At 33.8% G+C, this 22,946-nt stretch carries 24 protein-coding genes; 16 read left to right on the top strand and 8 right to left on the bottom strand.

Annotated features, from left to right (window positions below; genetic code table 11):
- Positions 1-507: 507 nt before the first annotated feature.
- Entirely contained in the window at positions 508-1,131 is a 624-nt protein-coding gene (gene serB / locus XJ32_RS11090) for a phosphoserine phosphatase SerB (RefSeq protein WP_077389790.1), read from the bottom strand.
- Between the two features lie 11 nt (positions 1,132-1,142).
- The gene (locus XJ32_RS11085) at positions 1,143-3,116 is read right to left on the bottom strand and encodes a M3 family oligoendopeptidase (RefSeq protein ID WP_155761524.1); all 1,974 of its coding nucleotides are present in this window, start codon (positions 3,114-3,116) and stop codon (positions 1,143-1,145) included.
- Positions 3,117-3,197: 81 nt separating this feature from the next.
- Between XJ32_RS11085 and XJ32_RS11080 the strand changes: the two genes are divergently transcribed.
- The 15 genes from XJ32_RS11080 (at position 3,198) to XJ32_RS11020 (ending at position 12,707) form a co-directional block, all read left to right on the top strand.
- Positions 3,198-4,778: a sensor histidine kinase gene (locus XJ32_RS11080; RefSeq protein ID WP_077389787.1), complete on the top strand. Its 1,581-nt coding sequence runs from the start codon at positions 3,198-3,200 to the stop codon at positions 4,776-4,778.
- Positions 4,753-5,463 carry a response regulator gene (locus tag XJ32_RS11075; RefSeq protein ID WP_004088607.1) on the top strand — a complete coding sequence of 237 codons (711 nt, stop codon included), beginning with the start codon at positions 4,753-4,755 and terminating at the stop codon, positions 5,461-5,463. Before XJ32_RS11080 ends, XJ32_RS11075 begins: the two co-directional genes overlap by 26 nt.
- Positions 5,460-6,233, top strand: coding sequence for a hypothetical protein (locus XJ32_RS11070; RefSeq protein WP_077389784.1), 774 nt, complete (start codon positions 5,460-5,462; stop codon positions 6,231-6,233). Before XJ32_RS11075 ends, XJ32_RS11070 begins: the two co-directional genes overlap by 4 nt.
- A complete protein-coding gene (locus tag XJ32_RS11065) occupies positions 6,187-6,402 on the top strand; it encodes a hypothetical protein (RefSeq protein ID WP_077389781.1) in 216 nt (71 codons plus the stop codon). Before XJ32_RS11070 ends, XJ32_RS11065 begins: the two co-directional genes overlap by 47 nt.
- 612 nt (positions 6,403-7,014) lie before the next feature.
- Positions 7,015-7,170 (top strand): hypothetical protein, encoded by a 156-nt coding sequence (locus tag XJ32_RS12105; RefSeq protein WP_155761523.1) that lies wholly within the window; start codon positions 7,015-7,017, stop codon positions 7,168-7,170.
- A gap of 267 nt (positions 7,171-7,437) precedes the next feature.
- Positions 7,438-7,860: a hypothetical protein gene (locus XJ32_RS11060; RefSeq protein ID WP_005219601.1), complete on the top strand. Its 423-nt coding sequence runs from the start codon at positions 7,438-7,440 to the stop codon at positions 7,858-7,860.
- Between the two features lie 9 nt (positions 7,861-7,869).
- Complete coding sequence (locus XJ32_RS11055; RefSeq protein WP_077389778.1) at positions 7,870-8,166, top strand: YkgJ family cysteine cluster protein; 297 nt, start codon at positions 7,870-7,872, stop codon at positions 8,164-8,166.
- A gap of 612 nt (positions 8,167-8,778) precedes the next feature.
- On the top strand, positions 8,779-8,919 hold the full coding sequence (locus XJ32_RS12100) for a hypothetical protein (RefSeq protein WP_020996004.1): 141 nt from the start codon (positions 8,779-8,781) through the stop codon (positions 8,917-8,919).
- A 269-nt stretch (positions 8,920-9,188) separates the two neighbouring features.
- Positions 9,189-9,611 carry a hypothetical protein gene (locus XJ32_RS11050; protein WP_077389775.1) on the top strand — a complete coding sequence of 141 codons (423 nt, stop codon included), beginning with the start codon at positions 9,189-9,191 and terminating at the stop codon, positions 9,609-9,611.
- Positions 9,601-9,891 carry a YkgJ family cysteine cluster protein gene (locus tag XJ32_RS11045; RefSeq protein WP_077389772.1) on the top strand — a complete coding sequence of 97 codons (291 nt, stop codon included), beginning with the start codon at positions 9,601-9,603 and terminating at the stop codon, positions 9,889-9,891. The genes XJ32_RS11050 and XJ32_RS11045 overlap by 11 nt, the downstream gene beginning before the upstream one ends.
- 60 nt (positions 9,892-9,951) lie before the next feature.
- Positions 9,952-10,269, top strand: a complete 318-nt coding sequence (locus XJ32_RS11040; RefSeq protein ID WP_020996002.1) for a hypothetical protein — start codon at positions 9,952-9,954, stop codon at positions 10,267-10,269.
- Positions 10,270-10,277: 8 nt separating this feature from the next.
- Entirely contained in the window at positions 10,278-11,591 is a 1,314-nt protein-coding gene (locus XJ32_RS11035) for an ATP-binding protein (protein ID WP_167620001.1), read from the top strand.
- Complete coding sequence (locus XJ32_RS11030) at positions 11,581-11,961, top strand: hypothetical protein (RefSeq protein ID WP_077389769.1); 381 nt, start codon at positions 11,581-11,583, stop codon at positions 11,959-11,961. Before XJ32_RS11035 ends, XJ32_RS11030 begins: the two co-directional genes overlap by 11 nt.
- Before the next feature lie 10 nt (positions 11,962-11,971).
- A complete protein-coding gene (locus XJ32_RS11025; RefSeq protein ID WP_254422385.1) occupies positions 11,972-12,325 on the top strand; it encodes a hypothetical protein in 354 nt (117 codons plus the stop codon).
- A 13-nt stretch (positions 12,326-12,338) separates the two neighbouring features.
- Positions 12,339-12,707, top strand: a complete 369-nt coding sequence (locus XJ32_RS11020; protein ID WP_077389767.1) for a hypothetical protein — start codon at positions 12,339-12,341, stop codon at positions 12,705-12,707.
- A gap of 180 nt (positions 12,708-12,887) precedes the next feature.
- Here XJ32_RS11020 and ruvC read toward each other — a convergent pair whose 3' ends face one another.
- The 4 genes from ruvC to fabG all read right to left on the bottom strand — a co-directional run bounded on the left by ruvC (position 12,888) and on the right by fabG (position 17,240).
- Positions 12,888-13,364, bottom strand: coding sequence for a crossover junction endodeoxyribonuclease RuvC (ruvC, locus tag XJ32_RS11015; RefSeq protein WP_005219626.1), 477 nt, complete (start codon positions 13,362-13,364; stop codon positions 12,888-12,890).
- Positions 13,361-15,451, bottom strand: a complete 2,091-nt coding sequence (locus XJ32_RS11010; RefSeq protein WP_254422384.1) for a hypothetical protein — start codon at positions 15,449-15,451, stop codon at positions 13,361-13,363. The genes ruvC and XJ32_RS11010 overlap by 4 nt, the downstream gene beginning before the upstream one ends.
- 24 nt (positions 15,452-15,475) lie before the next feature.
- Positions 15,476-16,354, bottom strand: a complete 879-nt coding sequence (locus XJ32_RS11005) for a class 1 fructose-bisphosphatase (RefSeq protein ID WP_174566041.1) — start codon at positions 16,352-16,354, stop codon at positions 15,476-15,478.
- A 142-nt stretch (positions 16,355-16,496) separates the two neighbouring features.
- Complete coding sequence (gene fabG, locus XJ32_RS11000) at positions 16,497-17,240, bottom strand: 3-oxoacyl-ACP reductase FabG (protein ID WP_005219629.1); 744 nt, start codon at positions 17,238-17,240, stop codon at positions 16,497-16,499.
- 183 nt (positions 17,241-17,423) lie between these two features.
- On the opposite strand from fabG, the gene XJ32_RS10995 reads away from it, so the two are divergent.
- Entirely contained in the window at positions 17,424-19,832 is a 2,409-nt protein-coding gene (locus XJ32_RS10995; RefSeq protein ID WP_077389763.1) for a tetratricopeptide repeat protein, read from the top strand.
- Positions 19,833-20,141: 309 nt separating this feature from the next.
- Here XJ32_RS10995 and rsmG read toward each other — a convergent pair whose 3' ends face one another.
- Positions 20,142-20,723: a 16S rRNA (guanine(527)-N(7))-methyltransferase RsmG gene (gene rsmG, locus XJ32_RS10990; protein ID WP_077389761.1), complete on the bottom strand. Its 582-nt coding sequence runs from the start codon at positions 20,721-20,723 to the stop codon at positions 20,142-20,144.
- 20 nt (positions 20,724-20,743) lie between these two features.
- A complete protein-coding gene (locus XJ32_RS10985; protein WP_077389759.1) occupies positions 20,744-21,943 on the bottom strand; it encodes a GDSL-type esterase/lipase family protein in 1,200 nt (399 codons plus the stop codon).
- Positions 21,944-22,946 lie beyond the last annotated feature (1,003 nt).

Below are 22,946 nucleotides of genomic sequence, written 5' to 3'. Positions count from 1 at the left end.
TCTTGCTATCTATGTGTTTAGCCATATTTATATTTTAATAAAAGCATAAGTATAGCTAATATATCTTTAAACTATCTTTTATAGTCTTTTGTTTTGTGAATAGTATTTTAAATTATAGTGAAGTGTTTTAGCGTAAATAGTGATAAACAATGCTATAAGTAATCTAAAAAAATAGCTTAAAGGATAGGCAAAAAGAAATGGAAATTATGGAATATACATGGAATCAAATAATAGTGTGGATTAATGCTCTTGCTAATAGGTTTCACACTTCTTTTATAAACAATACAAAATCTTAAAAGAAGATGAAGAAAAAGAAAGCAGACGAAAATAAAAGCAAGTATAATCGCCTTTTTGGTTGCCATTCTTTACCATAGGTGAGTTTTATCCATGTCTTTTAAATGTGTGAATAACTTCACTAGGTGTTATGCTTCTTATGGTTTTTTGTAAGATTCTAAAAATTACAATTATGTAAAGATCGAGAATAACTAGATTGTAAAGTAGAATCATCTAGTCTATAATCTCTAGCACTTCTTTTAAATCTTTTGTGTCAATGCAATGTGTAGCACTCTTTTTTAATATATCTTTTGCACAGAATGCAATCTTTGTATCAGCATAGGCAAACATAGATAAGTCATTTGCACCATCACCGATAACCACGCAATCTTTAGAAGTTAAGCCTAAAACACCTTGCAAGTTCTGCAACATATTGCCCTTAGAATCTGCAAACATCATATCCCCGCCAACTCTTCCTGTAAGCTTAGAATCTTTATGGTGCAAGATATTGCTAAAAGTAGCATTTAGTCCCAAAATCGGCTTGAAATATTCTGTAACAATGCGAAATCCACCACTAAAGCAAACAACAATATGCCCCCTTTTTCTTAGCTCTTTTACGCATTCAATAGCCCCGCACATGAGATGAAAATCCTTTTCTACACTCTCTTGCACCAAACTTAAAGGCATATTCTCTAAAAGTGCCACTCGTTTTAACAGACTTTCAAAAAAGTCAAGTCTGCCCTCCATAGCCTCTCTAGTGATATAGGCAACAGCAGATTCTACCTTATATCGTTTCGCAAAAATGTCAATACTCTCGCCATCCATAAGCGTTGAATCAAAATCAAAAACAACAAGCATAATACTCCCTTTTATAATCTCGTGTTATTAAGTAAGTCTTCAAACTCACTTAAAAGATTCTTTACTTCATTCATACCGATTTCCCAAAATGCACTCTCATTGACATCAAATCCAAAGGTAAGGATTAAATCTCTTGGGCTTTTACTCCCACCTGCACTTAAGAAATCTATATAGGTTTGTATAAACTTTTCTTTATCTTCACTTCTTTTATAAAGTCCAAAAAGCGCTAAAACCAAAAGCTGTCCGTAAGAATAGGCATAGCAATAAAAGGGTGAGTGGATAAAATGCGGGATATAGCTCCACCATTTTGCGTATTTTTTTGTCAAATGCACGCTATCCCCAAACATTTTTTTATTTTCATCAAGCCAGATTCTATCAAAATCTTCACTTTTTAGCTCTCCCTCTCTTTCATGGATTGCCCTTTCAAAATTTGTCATTACAATTTGTCTAAAAAGAGTTGAAAAAATATCTTCTATCTTACCTGCATATATATCAAGCAAGTCTCTGCCTTTTAAGGTCTTTTTCATGCTATCAAATAAAAGCATTTCAGCAAATACTGAAGCAGTCTCTGCGGTTGTAAGCGGTGTGTCGTGATTGAGTGTGCCTTGAATCTTGCTTAGTTCCTGATGGATTGCATGTCCTAATTCATGTGCGATTGTGAAAGCATCGCGTCTATTGCCTGTGAAGTTTAGCATAACATAGGGGTGGGCGCTTGGCACACTTCCATGACTAAACGCCCCGCCTCTTTTTGCGGGTTTTGGGTGAGAATCTATCCAGCCATTAAAGATAGCTTCTTTTGCAATCTCATAGAATCTTGGGCTAAATTTATAAAAAGATTCTAATGTATCATACAAGGCGTCTTGAAACTCGACTTCCGCTTTTTTAGAGTTTTCCTTAGTAAGTCCTAATGGTGCATAGCGATCATAGTCTTTAAGCTTATGTCCTAAGAGTTGGGATTTTACACGATAGTATCCATGCACGAGATTCATATTCGCATTGACACAATCAATCATGCTATCAACGCTTTCTTGTGTCGTTTGATTGCTAATATGGCGGAAAGATTCTGGCTTTTCATAGCCTCTTAGATTCTGTGTTATAGCGACATCTTTACGCACCATATTTAAAATGTAAGTTAATAAATGCGAGTTTTTGCGCAAACCTTTTGTAAAGTTTTTTTGCGCGAGTTTTCTTAGCTTTCTATTCCTTACATGTAAGAATCCTAGTATCTCTTCTTCGCCTATCTCTTCATCATTTAATACACCTTTAAAACGCATATTTGCAAAACTCTCATCAAATAATCTTGAGAAAGCATCAACGCCAACAGGCGATACATTCAGCAATATTTGCTCTTCTTTTAAGCTTAGCTTATACTTTTTATTTGCTTCAATGGTTTGTAAGAAGAAGGCGTATTTTTCATTTGCTTTTATAAATTCATTCATTTTAGTAGAATCTAAGTCAGCAAACTCAAGCTCAAAAAACATAACCTTTGCATACATAGCATTGCATTTCATTTCATAATCAGCATATAATGCCCCGTATTTCTTACTATCTATGGCAAATTTTAAAAAGACATAGGTCATAATAGAGCCTAAGCCTTCACTAAGTGAATCATAAGTTTGCAATGCTTTAGAAAACTCTTCAGTCTTTAGTGTAGATAGCTTACCTGCATAGTTATCATTAAAATTTTGCAATTTTTTATCAAGCTCTTTTGCGAAAGATTCTAAAGATTCTTCATCTTTAAAAAGCGCATTTAAATCAAAATCAAGTGTTTTTGGTAAAGCCTTTTTTTCAACAATTTTTGCCTTTTTATCACTGATTTTAGAATCTTTAGGCTTAGAATCTTGCTTTTTATCTTTTGGGGATTTTAAGTCTTTTTTATCTCTACCTAACTCATTTGGTGCTACTTTTTCTTTTTTTAGAATCTCTTTTGTGCCTTTGTCCTTAGTTTCTATGCTTTCCTTATTATTCATGGAATCTTTTGCCATATCCATACCCTTTTAGTAAAATCTCATAATCTACATTATAATATGTTATAGTTTTGTTTTAGCTTAAAATAGGGTTGCAATATGCAAAGTCATAATCAATTTGGTATAGCAAATAATATGGGTAATAGCCGTTTGGGTTTTACCTTTTATGCGAAGTTTCTGCCTTTTGTTTTTTCTATCGGGCTTTTTACATTATTTCTTGTCGCATATTTATCGATTAAGGGGTTAAAAGATGATTTTGATGGGAGTGTGCCAGAGCCATTGAGTGAATTAAGCCTATTAAATGACTTTCAAAGTCAATATATGCTTGAAACAATTGATATACTACAAGATAATCCAAAAGGGACTAAAACCTATGCTACAAGCTTTTATCAATGGAGTCTTTATAAAAATCTCTCACAATCTTTAAATGAGCAAAGAGGTGTATTTAGCTTTTTAAGACATATTTATAAAACTACTTTTTTAACAAAACAAAATGAAATGATTCTAGCATATCAAAAGAAAAAGCAACAATTGGTGGAAGAAGTAGAAAAAACCATTACCCTTGAGGCAGCAAATATCCTAAAAGCAGATAGAGATCTCTTATACGAACATGCAAAAAAGGTAAATAGCATTAGTGCAAATATCATTAATACACAAGTTGCCCTGCATACACTTGAAAAAGAAATAACAGATCATTTTCACAATGCAACAATAGGGCTATTATGTATGATAACACTGCTTGTATTTATTATTGTTGTATGTATTGATATTGTTGTGATTGGTTTTATCCGCCGATTAAATCAGTATTTAGAAGAGCAGTTTAATAATGCAACGGCAGATTTACGCAAATTAAACGCACATTTGCAAAATGAAATCGCAAAAAAAGTAGAAGATATACGCAAAAAAGATATAGCCATATACGCACAATCAAAACTTGCAGCAATGGGAGAAATGGTGCAAAATATCGCACATCAATGGAGAAATCCGCTAAACTCGCTAGGCTTAGTCATGCAGGATATACAACAAAAATTTAATAGAAACTCTCTTACAAAAGAGATATTAAATAAGCATATAACAACCTCTCTAGCACTCGCAGATAATATGAGTAATACCATTGATATTTTTCACAATTTCTTCCGCTTAGATAATAGTTTTGAGCACTTTGATATAAAAGACGCAATTCATGAAGTAGTCGTTATTTATGAGCCATTATTACAAGCCTTAAACATACAGATACATATCGAATATGATACACAAGAAGAATATAGAATCTTTGGCAATAAACATGCGTTTATGCAGATTGTGCTTGTGCTACTTGGCAATATAAAAGATGTGTTTGCTGAAAGAAAGATAAAAAATCCATATTGCTTTATCACACTTGGAAAAAAAGATTCTATCCTGCGTTTAGATATATATGATAATGCGGGTGGGATTAATCCACATATTATTGATAGAATCTTTGATATTTATGTTACAACAAAAAAGATGGGAACAGGCATAGGACTCTATATGGCAAAAGAAATGCTAACAAAATATTTACAAGGCAATATCCATGCTAAAAACATCACCTTTAATTATAATGGCGAGTATTGTAAAGGGGCATTATTTGTGCTAGAATTGCAGCTTAATGACACGATGGAGGGAGAAGTCGACAATGAACGAGAGATTAAAAGAGATTGAGATTCTAAAACAGCTCACAATCCTTTATGCAGAAGATGACTATACAGCAAGGCAGACACTTGCTTCAATATTGGAGGATTATTTTGGCAATGTTATGGTTGCAAAAGATGGGTTAGAAGCATGGGAGATATTTCAGGCAAATCATATTGATATTGTTTTGACAGATATTGTCATGCCACGCTTTGATGGCATAAAGCTTATGCGTCAAATCCGATATAATGCGAAGAAAGATATACCTATCGTGCTTATTAGTGCTTTGACAGAGACGCATTACTTTCTTGAGGCAATTAAGCTTGGTTGCAATGGCTATTTATTAAAACCTATAAAAATAGACGAGCTGACAGATACGCTACATAATGCGGTATTGCCCTTTGCACAAAATAAAATTATTGAAATGCAAAATCAATTACTTCTAGCCCTAAATACACTTTTTGGTGGTAAAAAGGTAGAAATCGTGCAGTATCTCTTCACACATTGTGATAATGAACAAATCTTTTATGGCACACATGATGAGATTGCCGAACATTTAAATACGACACGACAAACTGTGGCACAATGCTTTAAAGATTTAACTCAAAAAGGCTTGCTACAAAAGATTCGAAACAAAGCCTATAAACTAGGACATATAGAAGATTTTACACATACAACCATATTAGAATCTAATTACGATGAGGAGCAAATATGAAGCTATCATATTTCTTTACACAATCTTTTAATCATCTAAGATTCTATAAAAGCTATTGCTTTCAGTTAAATGCTTTTTCAAATGCTTTTTATAGAGTCTTGAATAAAATCTCTCAAATACTTGCCCTACTCTTCATATTACTCTTAAGCACTTTTTCATCTATATATGCAAAGGATACTGAAAAAGGGCTTAAAAATTCACAAGAAAAAATTACAGAGGCAAATGGCTTAATAGGCATACCAGAAGATGATAGGAAAATAGAAGTATTTAATCACGATCTTTATATATTGCCCTATTTTCATGCACAAGTTGGCATGGGTGCGGCTAATACAGAAAAAATAGCACAAAAAAATAGCACAATTACAGAATCTACTATCCCGACATTTATGATTGGCGTAGGCTTTCAACAGCAATATTATATGTTAGGTGTAAATATAGGCTATAAAATACAGCTATCCTATGAAGTTGGCGTAAAATCTCTTGGTGAAAATACGATGGCATTTCGCAGTGGCGGGGCATTTTTCCAAATCCATGCGGGATACAAATATGTCTTACCGCATATAAATATTGGCTATGAAATGCTCTCTGTTGGCAATGATTTTCTCCCAAGCTCAAAGGAAGAAGTTATCTATGCGGATAAAGGCATGGCATTTGGTTATGGAGTAACATTCCTACTAAACCGCTATAATGCACTCGAACTTGGTATAAGACACTCAAAAATATATGGCAACAAACCCCGACTTCTCTTTAACTATGAGTTTAGATTCTAATAATATGTGCAGTATTTATGATTCTCGTCCTAGTATTTGCAGGGTGGATATAATGTTTGAAAAAGTGTATTTCAAGCATTATAGTAAGGAAGAGTTTTATAGGTTAAACATAGAAGCTTGTAAAACTTTGCAGGAAAAAGAGTCGGTAAAAGATGAGTTAAGATTGTAGAAATTTTGATTTATTTTTTACTAAGTTGTGTTTAAGAAAGGATAAATTATGGCATTACCATTATTAGCTGCTGCGGCTGCTACAACGATAAAGATTGGAATTGACATAATGATAAAAAAAGGTCGATAGATTTATCTTTTAACATAAAAAGGAGATGTTATGGCGTTACCAGTAATAGTTGCAGGAATAATTGCAAGTAAAGTGGCACAGATTGGCGTTGAAGCATTATTGAAAAAATAATGTTTCTTAGTGAAAATTGTTTATGTTTGAATATGAAAGGATAGACTATGGCATTACCAATGTTGGCTGCAGCAGCCATTTCAATGGTTGTAGGTAAAGCAGCAGAATCTGCAATAGATTCTATTTTGAATTAGGCAATAAGTTTATTAATAGTGATATAAGGAGAAAACATGGCATTACCATTGTTAGTAGCGGCACTTCCTATGGTAGCTGGTGCTGTGGCAGGAGCGGCTGCTCGAAGTGTTACTAAAAAAGTGCTTAAATAAAAGTATCTTTTATATAGCAAAGCTAAAGGTTTAGGGTTTTAGGTATGCAAATGATATTAAATAATATTGTTTGCATTATGATTGGTTTTTGATAAAGGAGAGTATTATGTTTGGAACAATTAAAGATGCGGTATGTGGTTTTACAAGTACTGGAAATGGAACCATAACGACAGACAATCCATTAGTAGAAGGTGCAATAGCTGGTGCTATAATACTTGGTGCTGCTGGGCTTTGCTGGAGAACTATCACGGGTGGAAAATAATCCCCCCCCCCCCCCATTTATATGTGAAATAAAGCTGGAATGCTAGATATTTCACTTGCTACAATTTCATAGCATTTATAAGGTTAATTTCACATTTTTAAACACTAATATAAACAATGCGGTTTTATTAGCCATATTTGTTATGCAGAAATTGTAAATATGGTTAAGCTATTTGGGCTTCTTATTTACCCTTGACTTGTTTTTTTTTTTTTGTAGAATGCAATCCCACAAGACTTGTTCTTGATAGATTATTTTAGGAGTTTTTGTATGTTTTTGAATCTACTTGAAAAAGATGAAAAAGTGGCGTTTTTAGAGATAGCACACCATCTTGCATGGAGTAATAATGACTTTTCTGATACGCAAAAAGCAGTAATTGCGACTTATTGCTTAGAAATGCAGATTGATGATATTAGCTATGATAAGAATTGTGAAGATAGCTTTAGTCTTGCAAAAACACTTGCAAAAGTAACAAAACCGCAAAGCCAACGCATTATGTTGCTAGAAGCTATGGCATTGGTATTTGCAGAGCATGTTGTGCATGTGGATAATATCCACCCAGAAGAAAAAAGAGTGATTGATGAGATGATAAAAGCCTTTAATCTTACAAAAAATCACGCATTAATCTATAGTGAATGGACTAAGGCTGTGTTGTCTCTCACTACGCAAGGCAGGGCGTTAATCGCTCTATAAGGTTATACTATGAAAGAGATTCATAATACAGGTTTTCCATGCACTAGTTGTGGTGCGTGTTGTAAAAATATAGCTGGTATCAAGGAGTTAGAATCTTATGATTTAGGCAATGGTGTATGCAGGTTTTTAGATTCTAATAATATGTGCAGTATTTATGATTCTCGTCCTAGTATTTGCAGGGTGGATATAATGTTTGAAAAAGTGTATTTCAAGCATTATAGTAAGGAAGAGTTTTACAGGCTAAATGTAGAAGCTTGTAAAACTTTGCAGGAAAAAGAGTCGGTAAAAGATGAGTTAAGATTGTAGAAATTTTGATTTATTTTTTACTAAGTTGTGTTTAAGAAAGGATAAATTATGGCATTACCATTATTAGCTGCTGCGGCTGCTACAACGATAAAGATTGGAATTGACATAATGATAAAAAAAGGTCGATAGATTTATCTTTTAACATAAAAAGGAGATGTTATGGCGTTACCAGTAATAGTTGCAGGAATAATTGCAAGTAAAGTGGCACAGATTGGCGTTGAAGCATTATTGAAAAAATAATGTTTCTTAGTGAAAATTGTTTATGTTTGAATATGAAAGGATAGACTATGGCATTACCAATGTTGGCTGCAGCAGCCATTTCAATGGTTGTAGGTAAAGCAGCAGAATCTGCAATAGATTCTATTTTGAATTAGGCAATAAGTTTATTAATAGTGATATAAGGAGAAAACATGGCATTACCATTGTTAGTAGCGGCACTTCCTATGGTAGCTGGTGCTGTGGCAGGAGCGGCTGCTCGAAGTGTTACTAAAAAAGTGCTTAAATAAAAGTATCTTTTATATAGCAAAGCTAAAGGTTTAGGATTTTAGGTATGCAAATGATATTAAATAATATTGTTTGCATTATGATTGGTTTTTAAGTAAGGAGAATGTTATGGTGGTTGGTTTGACAAAAGGAGAGGGTCCTTGGGGACCATTTGAAACAGATAATCCATTAGTAGAAGGTGCAATAGCTGGTGCTATAATAATTGGTGCTGCTGGGCTTTGCTGGAGAACTATCACGGGTGGAAAATAATCCCCCCCCCCCCCCCATTTATATGTGAAATAAAGCTGGAATGCTAGATATTTCACTTGCTACAATTTCATAGCATTTATAAGGTTAATTTCACATTTTTAAACACTAATATAAACAATGCGGTTTTATTAGCCATATTTGTTATGCAGAAATTGTAAATATGGTTAAGCTATTTGGGCTTCTTATTTACCCTTGACTTGTTTTTTTTTTTTTTGTAGAATGCAATCCCACAAGACTTGTTCTTGATAGATTATTTTAGGAGTTTTTGTATGTTTTTAAATCTACTTGAAAAAGATGAAAAAGTGGCATTTTTAGAGATAGCACACCATCTTGCATGGAGCAATAATGACTTTTCTGATACGCAAAAAGCAGTGATTGCGACTTATTGCTTAGAAATGCAGATTGATGATATTAGCTATGATAAGAATTGTGAAGATAGCTTTAGTCTTGCAAAAACACTTGCAAAAGTAACAAAACCGCAAAGCCAACGCATTATGTTGCTAGAGGCTATGGCATTGGTATTTGCAGAGCATGTTGTGCATGTGGATAATATCCACCCAGAAGAAAAAAGAGTGATTGATGAGATGATAAAAGCTTTCAATCTTACAAAAAATCACGCATTAATCTATAGCGAATGGACTAAAGCTGTGTTATCTCTCACTACGCAAGGCAGGGCGTTAATTGACTTGTAATTTTCCTTGCACGCAATGTGGGATATGTTGCAAAAATATCTCACACATCATGGAGTTACAAGCATTTGATTTAGGCAATGGGGTGTGTAAATACTTGGATTTAGATTCTAATATGTGTAAGATTTATGACAATAGACCAGAGATTTGCAATATAGAATCTATGTATGAAAAGCATTTCTATAGATTCTATACAAAAGAAGAATTTATACGACTAAATATAGAATCTTGTAATGCCATGCAAGAGCGTTTTGGGATAGAGGATAGGTTTAGGATTAAATAGTTCGCTATAGCTATACTTTAGGTTATAGCTTGTTTGTGAAATATTATTGAAAGGATGAATATGCCATTACCATTTTTAGCAGCTATACCAGCACTTATTGCCGCAGCTTCTACTACTACGCTTGTAGTAGGAGGTGCTGTTGCGGCAGTAGCTGTTGTGGCAACCATTGGTGCGTTTCTCAATGCAGTTAAAAAACTCATAAGAAAGTATGGTGGGAAAAAAGCTGTTGTTAATAAGATAAAGCGAAACCTAAACAACAAAGCCTACAACGATGTGGATATTGGTATTTATGATGATTATGACAACTATCTTGGAATAGCAGAGATTCAAGTTTCACGAGATGTAGATGTAAGACGCGGTGAAGTAATTTATTCTTAGGCTGATATATGAAGTGTGAAGTTATAATTATAGAAAATGACTTTTCTGGGCAAGTCGATAAAGTGCAGTTAGATAGCTTTTCTGCGGATATTAAGGCAGTGCTATTAAGAGAAGATTACGATTTTGTTGGGATTAAAGAGTTAGGCTTCTTTGTGCTATTTGATAGTAATGCAGATAATAAACTACATATCGACAGGCAAGGCTATAAGGCAAGTAAGGAAGAAGATGTTAGCATATCCCTTATGAAAAGTAGGCTAAATAATGTAATCAATAAATACATAGTAGATTCTAAATTTTTAGGCATAAATGCTAGATTCTATCTAGGTATAAACTGCACGCAGACTTTACACGATAGATTAAATGGCATAGATACAAAATCTAATCTAGCCACCATGAAGCAGCAGCAAGGTGAAGATAAAGCTAGTATAAATCTAAAGCTAGAAACTCCACGCTATAAAATGGGACAAATAGAGTTGGATAAAAAGACTAGAAAAAGCATTGAAGAAACCATTTTGCTTGTGCGAAAGCAGGGTTTAATCTATGATGAATGGGGCTTTAAAGAAGTAGATGGTATCGCAAAAACCATTATCAATTTTCATGGGAAGCCTGGGACTGGTAAAACAATGAGTGCGCATATTATCGCAGATGCACTGGATAAAAAGATTATAAATAGCAATTATGCAGATATAGAATCTAAATATGTAGGCGATGCACCTAAGAATCTAGTAGCAGCCTTTGACTTAGCACAAAAGCATGATGCCGTGCTATTTTTTGATGAAGCAGATAGCTTTTTAGGGAAGCGAATCTCAAATGTAACTCAAGGCTCAGAACAAGCTATGAATGCCCTAAGAAGCGAGCTTTTAAAACTTTTAGAAGATCGACCTGTGATAGTTATATTTGCGACAAACTTGCTTGATAACTACGATAAAGCATTTCATAGCAGGATTTTGCAGTCAGTTGAGTTTAAATTGCCAAATAAAAAGCAAAGGATAGCCATTATTAAAAAGCATATCCCTGCTAAACTTTATGAGAAAGGAGCAAAAGAGCTAGATGAAGATGAGTTAGAAAAATTGAGTGAAATTGCAGATGGATTTTCTGGGCGTGAGATTAAAAACTCTGTGTTAAATGGGCTTATTAAAGCGGCAAAAGAGGATACACTTCCTACTTTTTTACATTTTAAAAAGGCGTTTAAGAAGTATAAAGAAGAGTTTGATAAATCTCATGAGTCTGAAAACAAACGGAAAGAGTTAGGAAATCAAGTAAGAAAAAACCTAAAAAAAGGTAATTACAAAATGGTTAAGGAGAAAAAATATGGTAAATAATGCGATGATGGAGAAATTGTTGAAGTTTATCAAGGAAAATGACATTGACTTGTCGGCTTTAAATGAAATGCTTAATGCAGATACTTTTTTAATGGCTTACTATCATGAAGACAAAGAGCAAGAAAGCTACTCATTTATGGAAGCGATAAGTTGGATAAAGAAGTATTTTGATCCCAAATTACATACTTCTGCAAGTATTACAAAGGAGGTTAGGCAGGATGGAACTATAATTCTAAATTGTTGTTTGATAAACAAAGATGGCGAGGCATTGACAAGACCTAAAGATCGATTCTTAAGGGTAACAACAAGGAATATTTGCCAAGATTTAAAAGATAATTTTGGTGATAAAGATATGATTATCATTCAATAAGGAGACGACTATGTTTGATAGTATGATTAGTAATGTTGTTGAGTTTTTTAGGGCGGTGTGGGAGTTTGTCAAAAAGAAAACTGTAGAGATTGTAAATTTTGTTAAAAATATTGTTTCGTGGTTTAGAGACCCAAGCATATACAAAAAGTTACAAGAAAATAAAAAACTAATCGCAACCTCCATTAAACAGAATTTAGAAAATGGGCAATTCAATGTTATTAATTGTCTTTATGATACTGAGAAAGAGGATATTGTGGGTGATTATGATGTTAGCAATCAGTATGCAGATGGTATTGAGAGTAAAGGCTTAGATTCTGAAACTAAGAATAGTTTTGGCGATAAAGATATGATTATTCTTAAATAGTAAAGAGGTATGTATGGATAGTGTTGTATTAATAAGTGTCGTATTAGTTGTTGTAGTTGTCATAGTTGCTTTTATGTTTTTTAAGAATAGGAAAGATTGTCCTTTTGAAACTATAGAGCAAGATACTCTTACGATGAAAGAAGTTATAGAATTTTTTAAACAAGATGAGGTTTTAAAGATATTAAAGGAAAATAGAAAGTTGTTGGCTGTTGCTATACGAAAAAACTTACCTGACAATAAAATGCGACTTATTTTAACACTTTTTGACACAACCAAAGAGGATGTGATTGAATTTCCAAGCGCAAAAGCTTATATTGTAAAAACGCTAGATTCTGACTTAGAGCAAAATTTTGGTGATAAAGAAATGATTATATTAAAGTAGTCAATATAAAAATTATTGCAAGATGAAATTGCAATAATTATCGCTTTAAATCTAAAGAGATAAACACTCTTTTTAGATACACTAAGATTTGCAAGATTAAGATTCACAAAAATTCACATTTTATAAGCTAGATTATTTTCATATATTTTTAATTTTTGCTTTTAGTAAAAGTATTGAGTTTTATCTCCCATATCGTAATGCTTGTGCGTGAGTTAGGGCTACGGCTAGGGCATCGCTTATATCTAGTGGTTTAATATCGCATTGCAGTCGTAACAAAACTTTTACCATATAGGCGACTTGCTTTTTATCGGCTTTGCCATTACCTGTTAGAGACTTTTTAACTTGAAGTGGCGTGTATTCTGCAAAGTTACCTAAATCTTGCAGGATTTTTAGACTGATTGCCCCGCGAAATTGTGCGAGTTTAATCACGCTTTTTGGATTATACGCATAGAAAATATCCTCCATTGCTACCTCATCGATTTCATAATTCTTTAAGATAAGATCAATGCCCTCGATAAATTCTACAATCTGGCTTTGAAGCTCCCTTGTCTCAATCTTAATAATACCCGCATCAAGCAGACTAGCCTTGCCAGATTCTACACTAATCACACCATAGCCGCAATTCCTGCTGCCCGGATCAATCCCTAAAATAATCATAAGTCTAAATAATCCGTGCCGCCAATTTTAGCAAAGCTTACTTCCATATTCTTTGGGATAGCCTTTATAATCTTATCAAGGAAGCACTGCTTAAGCAGTAAATCCCCGCAAATAAAGACTTCTTGTATCCCATAATTTAGCATCATATCGCCCGCTAATGTGCCGATAAACTCCGCTAAAGAATCTATAACCCCATAGCATAATAGCTCATTTTCCACTCCAGCAAGCTGAAAGCTCATCACACTACGCAAGATTCTCGCATAATCTAGCACGATAGAATCGCCCATTCTAATAAGCTTATAATCAATGCGTGGTCCCCTATCTCTTACACAGCGATTCGCATACTCTAGCACACTCGATTCTATCCCTAGAATCTGTTCGATAAGGGTTGAAATATCAAGTAGGTTATTTGTTATTACGCTTTCTCTAGTCGCATTTGAAGGTATGATAAGATCAATTATGCCAAGCTTTTCTAGCTCGCTTTGTGCTAGATTCCATTGTGATACAATGTCTTTGTTTGCCTTTGTGAAGTTAGCAATCAATTTATCACCATTTTTATAGCTATGCAAAGTCTCTAAATGCGTGTATAAATCAGTGGAAAAAGAAATATCTAGAATCCGTTGCAGACTAGATTCTGTATCTTGTAGTTTCTCAATCAAAAATTCACTCTTATGTGTAGTAGATAAAAAGGGGATAAATCTAGCAGATTTTGCCTTATTGCTTTTTAATAGGGAAGAGAGATTTTTATGCGTTTGTAAATGACTTAAATAAATATGTTCTGCTACGCTATAAGTAGATTCTAACATTTTAGTTTTATCTGTATAGCTGTATGGATAGGCATCTTTGTAGCACAAAAGGGCTTTAGATTCTAAAGGATTTTTGTTTGAGTTTTGTTGATTAGAATCTTGTGTTATAGAATCTGATTCTATAAAATCTACTTGGGGCGTATAAAATAGATAGGATATTTCATGATTTTTTTGTAGATATGAAAGCAGTAAAAGCACTATAATATCACAAGATAATCCTGCAAATATCGTATTTGAGCCAAACTCTTTTGTGAAAACTTCTTTACATTGTATGCTTATAAATGGCTTTTCAAAACTTGCTAACATGCTTTTTTGTGCTTCACTCATACGCAAGTAGCTTTGAGCAGAATCTAATGTGCTAAAAAGAATGAATGGAATCTCTTTTTTGCTTTGTGCTGTATTTTTTAGCGAGAGTGTGAAAGAGATAGAGTTTCGCTGTAATGTAATCGCTGTATTATCTAAAAGTGTCTTAGCAAGTGATTCTATAAGTTCGTATTTTATGAAATGCTGTATTTCTGCGTTGCTTAATGTGTTTAATGTGCTTGTATTTATTATGTTTAGATTAAGTGATTCTAAATGTAAAAAGTCTGTAAGTTGTAGCGTATTTTTAGTGGTGCAATTTGGTGATTCTAGATTCCTAGATGTTTCGCTTTGCTCAACATGACAAGCATTAGAATCTAGATTTGTATTATTTTGTGTTCTAAAATCCGCACTCAACCCATAAGGAATAGATTCTAAATTCTCATAAATCAATGCGTGCATTTCATCTACATTTGGTATCAAAAGAGATGGGGTTTGTTTAGATTCTAAAGATTTGCAATCCTTAGTATGCGTTTTTGTAGTATGAGATTCTAAGTCATTTTTACTTGTTTGTATCATTATGCAATCTTTAGAATACAAGCCATTAAATTCATCTATACCAAGCTGTGTAATGTCTTTAAAAGTAAAGTCAAGCCCTAGTGGTAATTTGGAGCTAAGAGTGTCTGCTAGATTTAATATAGTATTAGAATCTGCTTGTATATAAATGTGAAATTTGCCTTTTTCATTATCGCTATAAAATAATTCTCTAATATTTTCACTCTTAAATTCACATAATAAGCGGATAAGAATGCCCTTTAATGCCTTGCTATATAAGCTATCTTGACGCACAAAGGTAAAGACGCATTGCAGTATTTGCGTATTGTCTAATGAATTTTGTGTGTCATATTTATGGATTTGGATCTGTTGTGATGGATCGCCGATAAATAGAATCTCTTCATTTTCTTCTTTTGTTTGCTGCATTACTTCCTCTAAAGATTATAAAAGTTATGATTTATAGACTTTTTGCACGATTTGCATTTCACTATTACTACCAAAAAAGCAAGGCGTGCTATCATGTATAGAATCTGTGTGTATATCAAGCAGCCTTTTACTACCATTACTCGCCATGCCACCAGCACACTCAAAGATATAAGCAAAAGGAAAGACTTCAAAAAGATTCCTAAGCTTTCCTTGTTTAGAATCTGTTGTAGCAGGATAGCTAAAAATGCCCCCGCCCTTACATAGAATCTGATGCAAGTCTGCTACCATGCCACCACTATATCGCAGTCTATACCCTTTGAGAAAAAAGCTTTCTACTAACTCTTTATGCTTTGGATACCAATGTTTTTGTGTGCCACCGGGCGAGTTTAGTTTGCCCTCATCTCTTAGCTTTAGATTCTGTATAAACTCCCATGTATGCTTTGTGTAGTCATACAAATAGTGCATACTTTTAGAATCTTTTGCTACAACCATTTCTAAACGCGGACCATAGAGAAAATAGAGTGAAGCTACAAGATTTTTCCCTTGAAATTCATTTGCATAGATTCCAAAAATACTGCCAATAGTGAGATTGCTATCCATAAGCGATGAGCCATCAAGCGGGTCGTAAGCGACAAGAAGCGATTGTGATTTATTCAGCGTATCATTATCATAGCCGTATTGATTCTGTTTTAAAAGGGTAGCTTCATCTCTCTCTTCACTAGCAAAGCCTTTAATATTTAGCTCCCCTAAAATATCGCCAAAAAGTTTGTCTGCAAGGATATCAACTTTTAGCTGATTATCACCGCTTGTATTCTCCGTATCGCTGTATTCGACATTTCTTTTTTGTAGTAGATTTGCAACTTGGACTGCACCTATTTGCAATGCTGCTATAATCTCATCGATCGCATAACTCATTGTATTCCTTTCACTAGCTTTTAAATCTGTAATATTAGCATGTTTATGTGTGTTTCATGTTTTTAGTTATGACTTAAAAATGCTAGATTTACAACGCTAGATTAGTAGGGAACGCTTACAAGATTCTAGACTACATATACAACCCACCATTTACTTTCAACACTTCGCCTGTGATATATGTGGCATAATCACTTAACAAAAACGCAACTGCATTTGCGATCTCTTCTGGTTTGCCAAGCCTTGAAAGCGGTATATTTTTTGCATATTCAGCTCTTACTTCTTCGCTTAGTCCAGCAGTCATATCTGTCTCAATAAAACCGGGTGTAACGACATTAAAGCGGACATTTCTAGAGCCAGATTCAAGTGCAAAGCTTTTAGTCATGGCTATCATACCGCCTTTACTTGCTGCATAGTTTGTCTGCCCGGGATTTCCTTTTTCTCCAACGATTGAAGCGATATTTACGACACTTCCATGTCTTTGCCTACTCATAATTTTTAATGCTTCTCTACAACCAATAAAGCAAGACTTCAAATTCGCATCAATCACACTTGAAAAGTCATCTATACTCATACGCAAAGCAAGTTTATCATTTGTAATACCCGCATTATTCACAAGATATGAAAGCTCCCCATCACTCTCTTTAATGAGATTTAAAGCCTTAATGAAAGCCTCTTCATCTGTCGCATCAAAGGCGATTACTGCTGCCTTTCCGCCTTTAGATTCTATCTCGTCTTTGAGTGCGTTTGCAATCTCTGGCTTACTACGATAGTTAATCCACACTTTCAAACCAAAACCCGCTAAAGTCCGTGCGATTTCTGCACCAATACCCTTACTTGCACCTGTGATTAAAACATTCTTACCGCTAAACTGCATTATATCTTTCCTTTAAAACAAAATATCTTTTTGCAAATTTTTACAAAAAAAGGATTATAGCATAGCAAAAAAAATAAAATACCCTTTATAAAATGCAAGAAAAAATAGTAGAAAACATAATGTTTTATCGTATAATTGCATACATTAAACCACATAAAAAGCGTAGAAATAAAGGATACTTACTTGCGACTCACACATTCTATTATTCTATTATTATGCTGTTTTATGCCGCTTTTTGGCTTAGATATGAAACTGAATTATGGCAAAGAAGATAAAGAGACTTTTGCGGTTTTAAACCTGCGTAATGAGCATCCATTCAGCTGTGAATCTAAGCTAAAAATAAATGGTGATGTAGAAAAGATTCTATGTAGAATAGTAGGTATCCCACAAAGTGGATTTAACCCCACAAAAAGCCCAATGCTAAGCTTTAGCTACACTATGGAAGCAAAAAAAGAAGATGATGAAAAAAGGGCTATGATTATAGAGATTACCCCAGCAAAAGGGGTAAAATTACAATTATTCTCTGTCTTTAGCGATTTAAAAACAGAGAATCCAATCCCTGTAACAAGGCAGACAGATTCTAAAAGCTATCAAATAGTAGCCTATTATAAAAAACTCCCATTTTTACGACCTGATGAGAATCTTGAAAAAAGAGATTCCATTAACTTCCCTGTATCTATACCAAAGACTGCAACGCCTACTATTAGTGAGCTTGATATAAATCGCAAACCGCTTGATTATATCGCAGGTAAAGACCTTGATGCGTTTTTAGAAATACGAGAACTTATGAATGCTAGAAAGTATCCAGAAGCCCTTGAGAAAATCGCAAAAGCATTGAAAATGTATCCAAATAGCCTTTTTGCAAAAGACATGGTGTATTATACAATCATTGCCCTAAGTCATTCTAAAAGTAAAGAATCTCAATCTTACTTAGCAGAAGCCGCAATCCCATGGATAAAAGCCTATGCAAGTGATGATAAGATTCCAGAGGTTATGTATCTCTTATCTAAAACTCTTTTAGCACAAAATAAGATGAAAGAAGCTTACTATTATCTTAATAGAACCATTGAAGAGTATCCAAAAACTCGCTATGCCGCACTCTCAAAAATGCAAATCGCAAATACGCTAAAATCTCCAAGCGATATAAAACGCGCACCACTCATTTATAGGGAAGCCTATCAAGAGGCACAAGACCTTGAAGCCGCAGGAGAGATAGCTGTATCATGGGCGAAATTTAGCTTAAGAGATGAAGATACAGAATATGCAAATGAGCTATTGCATAAGGTATATAGCGTATTTCCCGCATTTTTCCTTATCGACAAAGACGCTACAATGGAGCTTTTAGATGAGTTAGAGGAAGTAGAGCAATACACTATGGCAGCACCCATTGCTGCATATCTAAGTGGAAATGTGCCTTATAATAGCGAGTTACACGCAAAGCTTTTAAATAAATCTTCAGAGTTTTACACAAAAATCGGGGATTTTAATATGGCACACAAATTGCATTTAGACTTCCTGCATTATCACCCAAATGATAAATTAGCCCAAAAAGTGAAAGAAAGAGATGATTCTTTATTATTCCAAGTAACAGGCGATTATAAAACAAAGCTTGAGCGATATGACTATGTCCTTGCCAACTATCCAAATACAGAGAGTGCGAAAAAAGCCTTAGAATTAAAAGCAAAACTCTATCTTGAAAACAAAAAATATGAAGAGATACTGCAAATGCAATCTCTTTTGCCAAAAGATTCTGAAGTCGTCCAAGCCGCTATTGATAATCAAGTTGCAATCTTTTTGAAAGAGAATAATTGCGATGGTGTAGCAGGTGTGCTTAGTCGTGCAAGTAAAGTAAAACTTAGCACAAGCGAGAGTTTGCAAGCCTTTGAATGCCTTTATAATCAAACTGCATTTAAAAAGGCACATGATCTTTTCTCTGGATTATATAAGCATATACAAGATGGTGGAGAGCAGCTAAGATGGCTTTATTTAGAATCTAATACGCTTTTTGCACTTGGGCAGAATAAAGAGGCGATTAAAGCGGGGCGAGATGTTATGGATTTAGCCTTTGCTATGGGGCAAACGCAGTATTATGATATTAGCTTTAAAATGTTTCATGCCTTTTATAATGATGAGGCAACAAGGCATGAAGCGATAAATTTAAGTAAGAAAATGGATAAATGGTTTCCAACAGATAGAAGAATGCTAGAGGTGCATTTCACATTATTAAATGAAGCCGAACATAAAAAAGACCCCCTTGCCACAAGCACAGAGGCACGCATAATTATGGCTTTGCAGGATAAGATAAAAGAATATGATTACAGCCCTTATGTAAATTTTATTTATGTGAATACTTTGATGAATGAAAATAACTACACAGAAGCCCTAAAGCAGCTAGACCGCATTAAAGATTTCAAAATGACAACTGATGATAGACAGCAAAGATTCTATAAAATCGCTACGATTAACTATACGCTAAAATACATGGATAATAGCAAAAAAGCCCTTGATGCTTGTGTAGAGCTTGGCACAACTTCTGCTTGGGGGACTCTCTGCAATAACGCCCTTTCTTTGCATGATAATGGTTTTGAGTAGGCTTGTAAGTTTTGTTATGTTTAGTATAGTTAAACATTTATTGGTATAGATACAAATGGAATACTCACTTTTTTAAAGAATTAAAATGACAAATTTCTACAATCCATATTATTTAATATATTCCGCGATTCTCATGCCTAACTTAATATGAAAAGCTGTGTGTTAAGCCTGATCTCACATTAATTTCACGAAGCTAAGAATGTGGGTGAGATTGACTTAGAGATTCAATAAGGTATATAAAAACAACCATGCCTAAAGACTGAAATAAACATTAAAAGAAGTTTTACAATCATGAACAACAAAAGAATCTCAAACAAAACTTGCATAAATATACGCACGATTGGTATTTGTAAAGACTTGTGTTTGCATATCATCTAATAAATCTTTTTCATTTGCAGTATTTGTGCCTTTGTAAAGCAGATAATGTCCGCTAGATTCTAATAAATGTCTGCTATCACGCACTAAAGTATCACTTCTACACACCGCACGAGAGGTGATTAAATCCCCCTTTATATCCTTGATATTATATGAGTAATCTGCAATCACTTTGACATGTGATAAGCCCATGCTAATAATCGCATTTTCTAAAAATGATACTCTTTTCTTACGCGGCTCTAATAGATAAAACTTGCTATCAGTATAATAACACGCAAGAATCAAAGCAGGGAATCCAGCCCCACTCCCTATATCAATGCAAGTATGAAATGGCTTTAAAAATGATATAGGAAGTAAGCTATCTACTATTTGATGATATAGCTCTTTAGAATCTTTTATAGCGGTTAGATTATGAATCTTTGCCCATTGAAGCAAGATATTACTGAATCTTTCTAGCGGCTTTGCCATGTGTGGTTGTGATATAATGGCTTGTATATCATGGTTAATGTGCTGCATTATATTTCCTTATATTATGCCTAATTTGCTTTTATTGTATTGATTAAGGCTTGATAGATTCCATGTGCGATGAGTTTGTAGCCTTGCGGGGTTAAATGCACATCTTGTTTTGATAGATTAAGCTCGGTCCATGCGGGTTTTGTGCCATTTTTTTCAATAAATTCATCAATGTCAAATAGCATGATATTCTCTAGCTTTGCAACCTTTAGTATCGCCTCTTTTACCGGCATAAAGGTTTTTGCACTCTTATATCGCTTTTTTGAAGCATCAACAGGGAGTAATACAGGTGGTGGCGACATTAAAATAATAATTGCATTTGGATTATACCGCTTTAGCATAGATATAAATTCTCTATAATTTTCAATAAAGCGATCTTCTTTTAGCACATTATACATCGCATCATTTGATCCATAACAAAGCATGATAATGTCATAATCAAGCACTTGCAATTCTTTTTCTAGAATCTCTTTATTCCACTTTTTCCAAATATCAGAACGCACCCCATTAATCCCCAAATGCTCGATAATATTACTCTCTTTTTCCTTATAGATAAAATAACCCCCAAGTTTCACCTCTTTGCTTAAAGCATGAATAGTGATAGGAAATCTAAGCTTTAGCTCTGCAATCTCCCAAGTATCATTTTTATCTGCACGCAATATATGACTTTTAGAATCTGCATCTTCTATCCTTAATGCCTCTTTTGTGTCATTATTTTTAAATACAATTTGTGCGATAAAGTTATTATTCCAAGCACGGATTTGCTTTGGATTTATGCTAAGCTTGATGCTTGCTGGTAAAGATTCTGGATAGGCTATCACACCGCCCATAGGATAGTCTGTATAATCGCTAGGTTTTCTTGAATCTAGCACTAAAAAGCCATCATTTTGGTATTCTAAAAGCAAAGTTTGATGATATGAGGGCATAAGCGGATAGGTAAAACCTATGGCATTGATATTTCCCAATATATTTCGCAACTCATTTGTGATAAAATCACTTGCAACATGGGAATCTCCAAATACACGGATACGCAAGTCCTTACGCCTTTTCCATTTGTGTTTTAACTGCTTTAATAACACAGAATCTTCCATATAATTTTGCAATACTGCATGTTCCATGTATGGTTTATATTGTGGATTAAGCTCTAAAAAAGTAGGCGTTTGAGCATTTATAACACTAATTAGGGCAAGATATGCGATAAAACACATTGTATACTTTTTCATATTTGTCCTTTGTAATTTTTGTTGTTATAGTTTTAACTCGTTTTATATATTTTGTAGAAACTTAATCAAACTTATCGAATTCGTAATGATATCTATTTTTTTTAAATTTAGGAATTATAGAATCTATATGAAGAAGCAACAATATTTGTAGTAGCTATTTCAAAACAATCCTTTTTAATACTAATCTTTCCTAATTACTTAGATAGAGATACAAAATTTTATAAGCCTTTTCAAAACACACAAAAAGTTTCTAAGGAAACCTTATACAATTCATAATCAATACAATCCCCTTGAGACTACAAATCAAAAATGCTATGATTCTAAGACAGGCAATCCATTAAAAACACAACAATCTATATCTATAATCATGGATTCCAAAGAGTAGTGGTAAAAGGCACAATAAATTCTAAAGGTTCTCTAAAAATAGATAGAGTTAGTATGGGACAAGAAATAAGCATTGATAAACTAATCTTTATAGTGGGTAGGGATAATTATAAGTGAGAGTAACTTTGAGCTAAGTAAAACACAATATGCCGCAACAACCAACATTCAAACAAAACACAAAAAACCAAAGAATATAAATCTAGTAAGCTATACTTAGGATTTAACAAGATGCAGGGTAAGCTAAAATCTAATTATGAAGTAATAAAACTTGTAGTGCAAATTGGAATCAATGTTATAATTCTCACGCCACAGATAAACATTACTGATGCAAGATATAAACAATCACGCAATTTTCCTATGTGGTGTTTGATATAATGGATAGCAATATAGATGAATATATCGCCGATACAGGCATTCTCTTTTAACCACGAATACCGTATGCAAAGAGTAACCAAAATGTTGTTGCGATTGAATACCACATAAAATACCAAATCCACTACTTCTTGTGTCAAATATACAAATCTTTCCTATTAAACAATTCAAGGGAGATAAAGTTCAGTAATTTAATGCCACAATCAGCAACCAATAAGCCTATACTAAAATTGATAGCGACTAGAAA

The sequence above is a fragment of the Helicobacter bilis genome (assembly GCF_001999985.1).
GTDB classification, from domain to species: Bacteria; Campylobacterota; Campylobacteria; order Campylobacterales; family Helicobacteraceae; genus Helicobacter_A; species Helicobacter_A rappini.
Note: the sequence above shows the minus strand (reverse complement) of the source record. Positions and strands in the feature narration are given on the sequence as shown.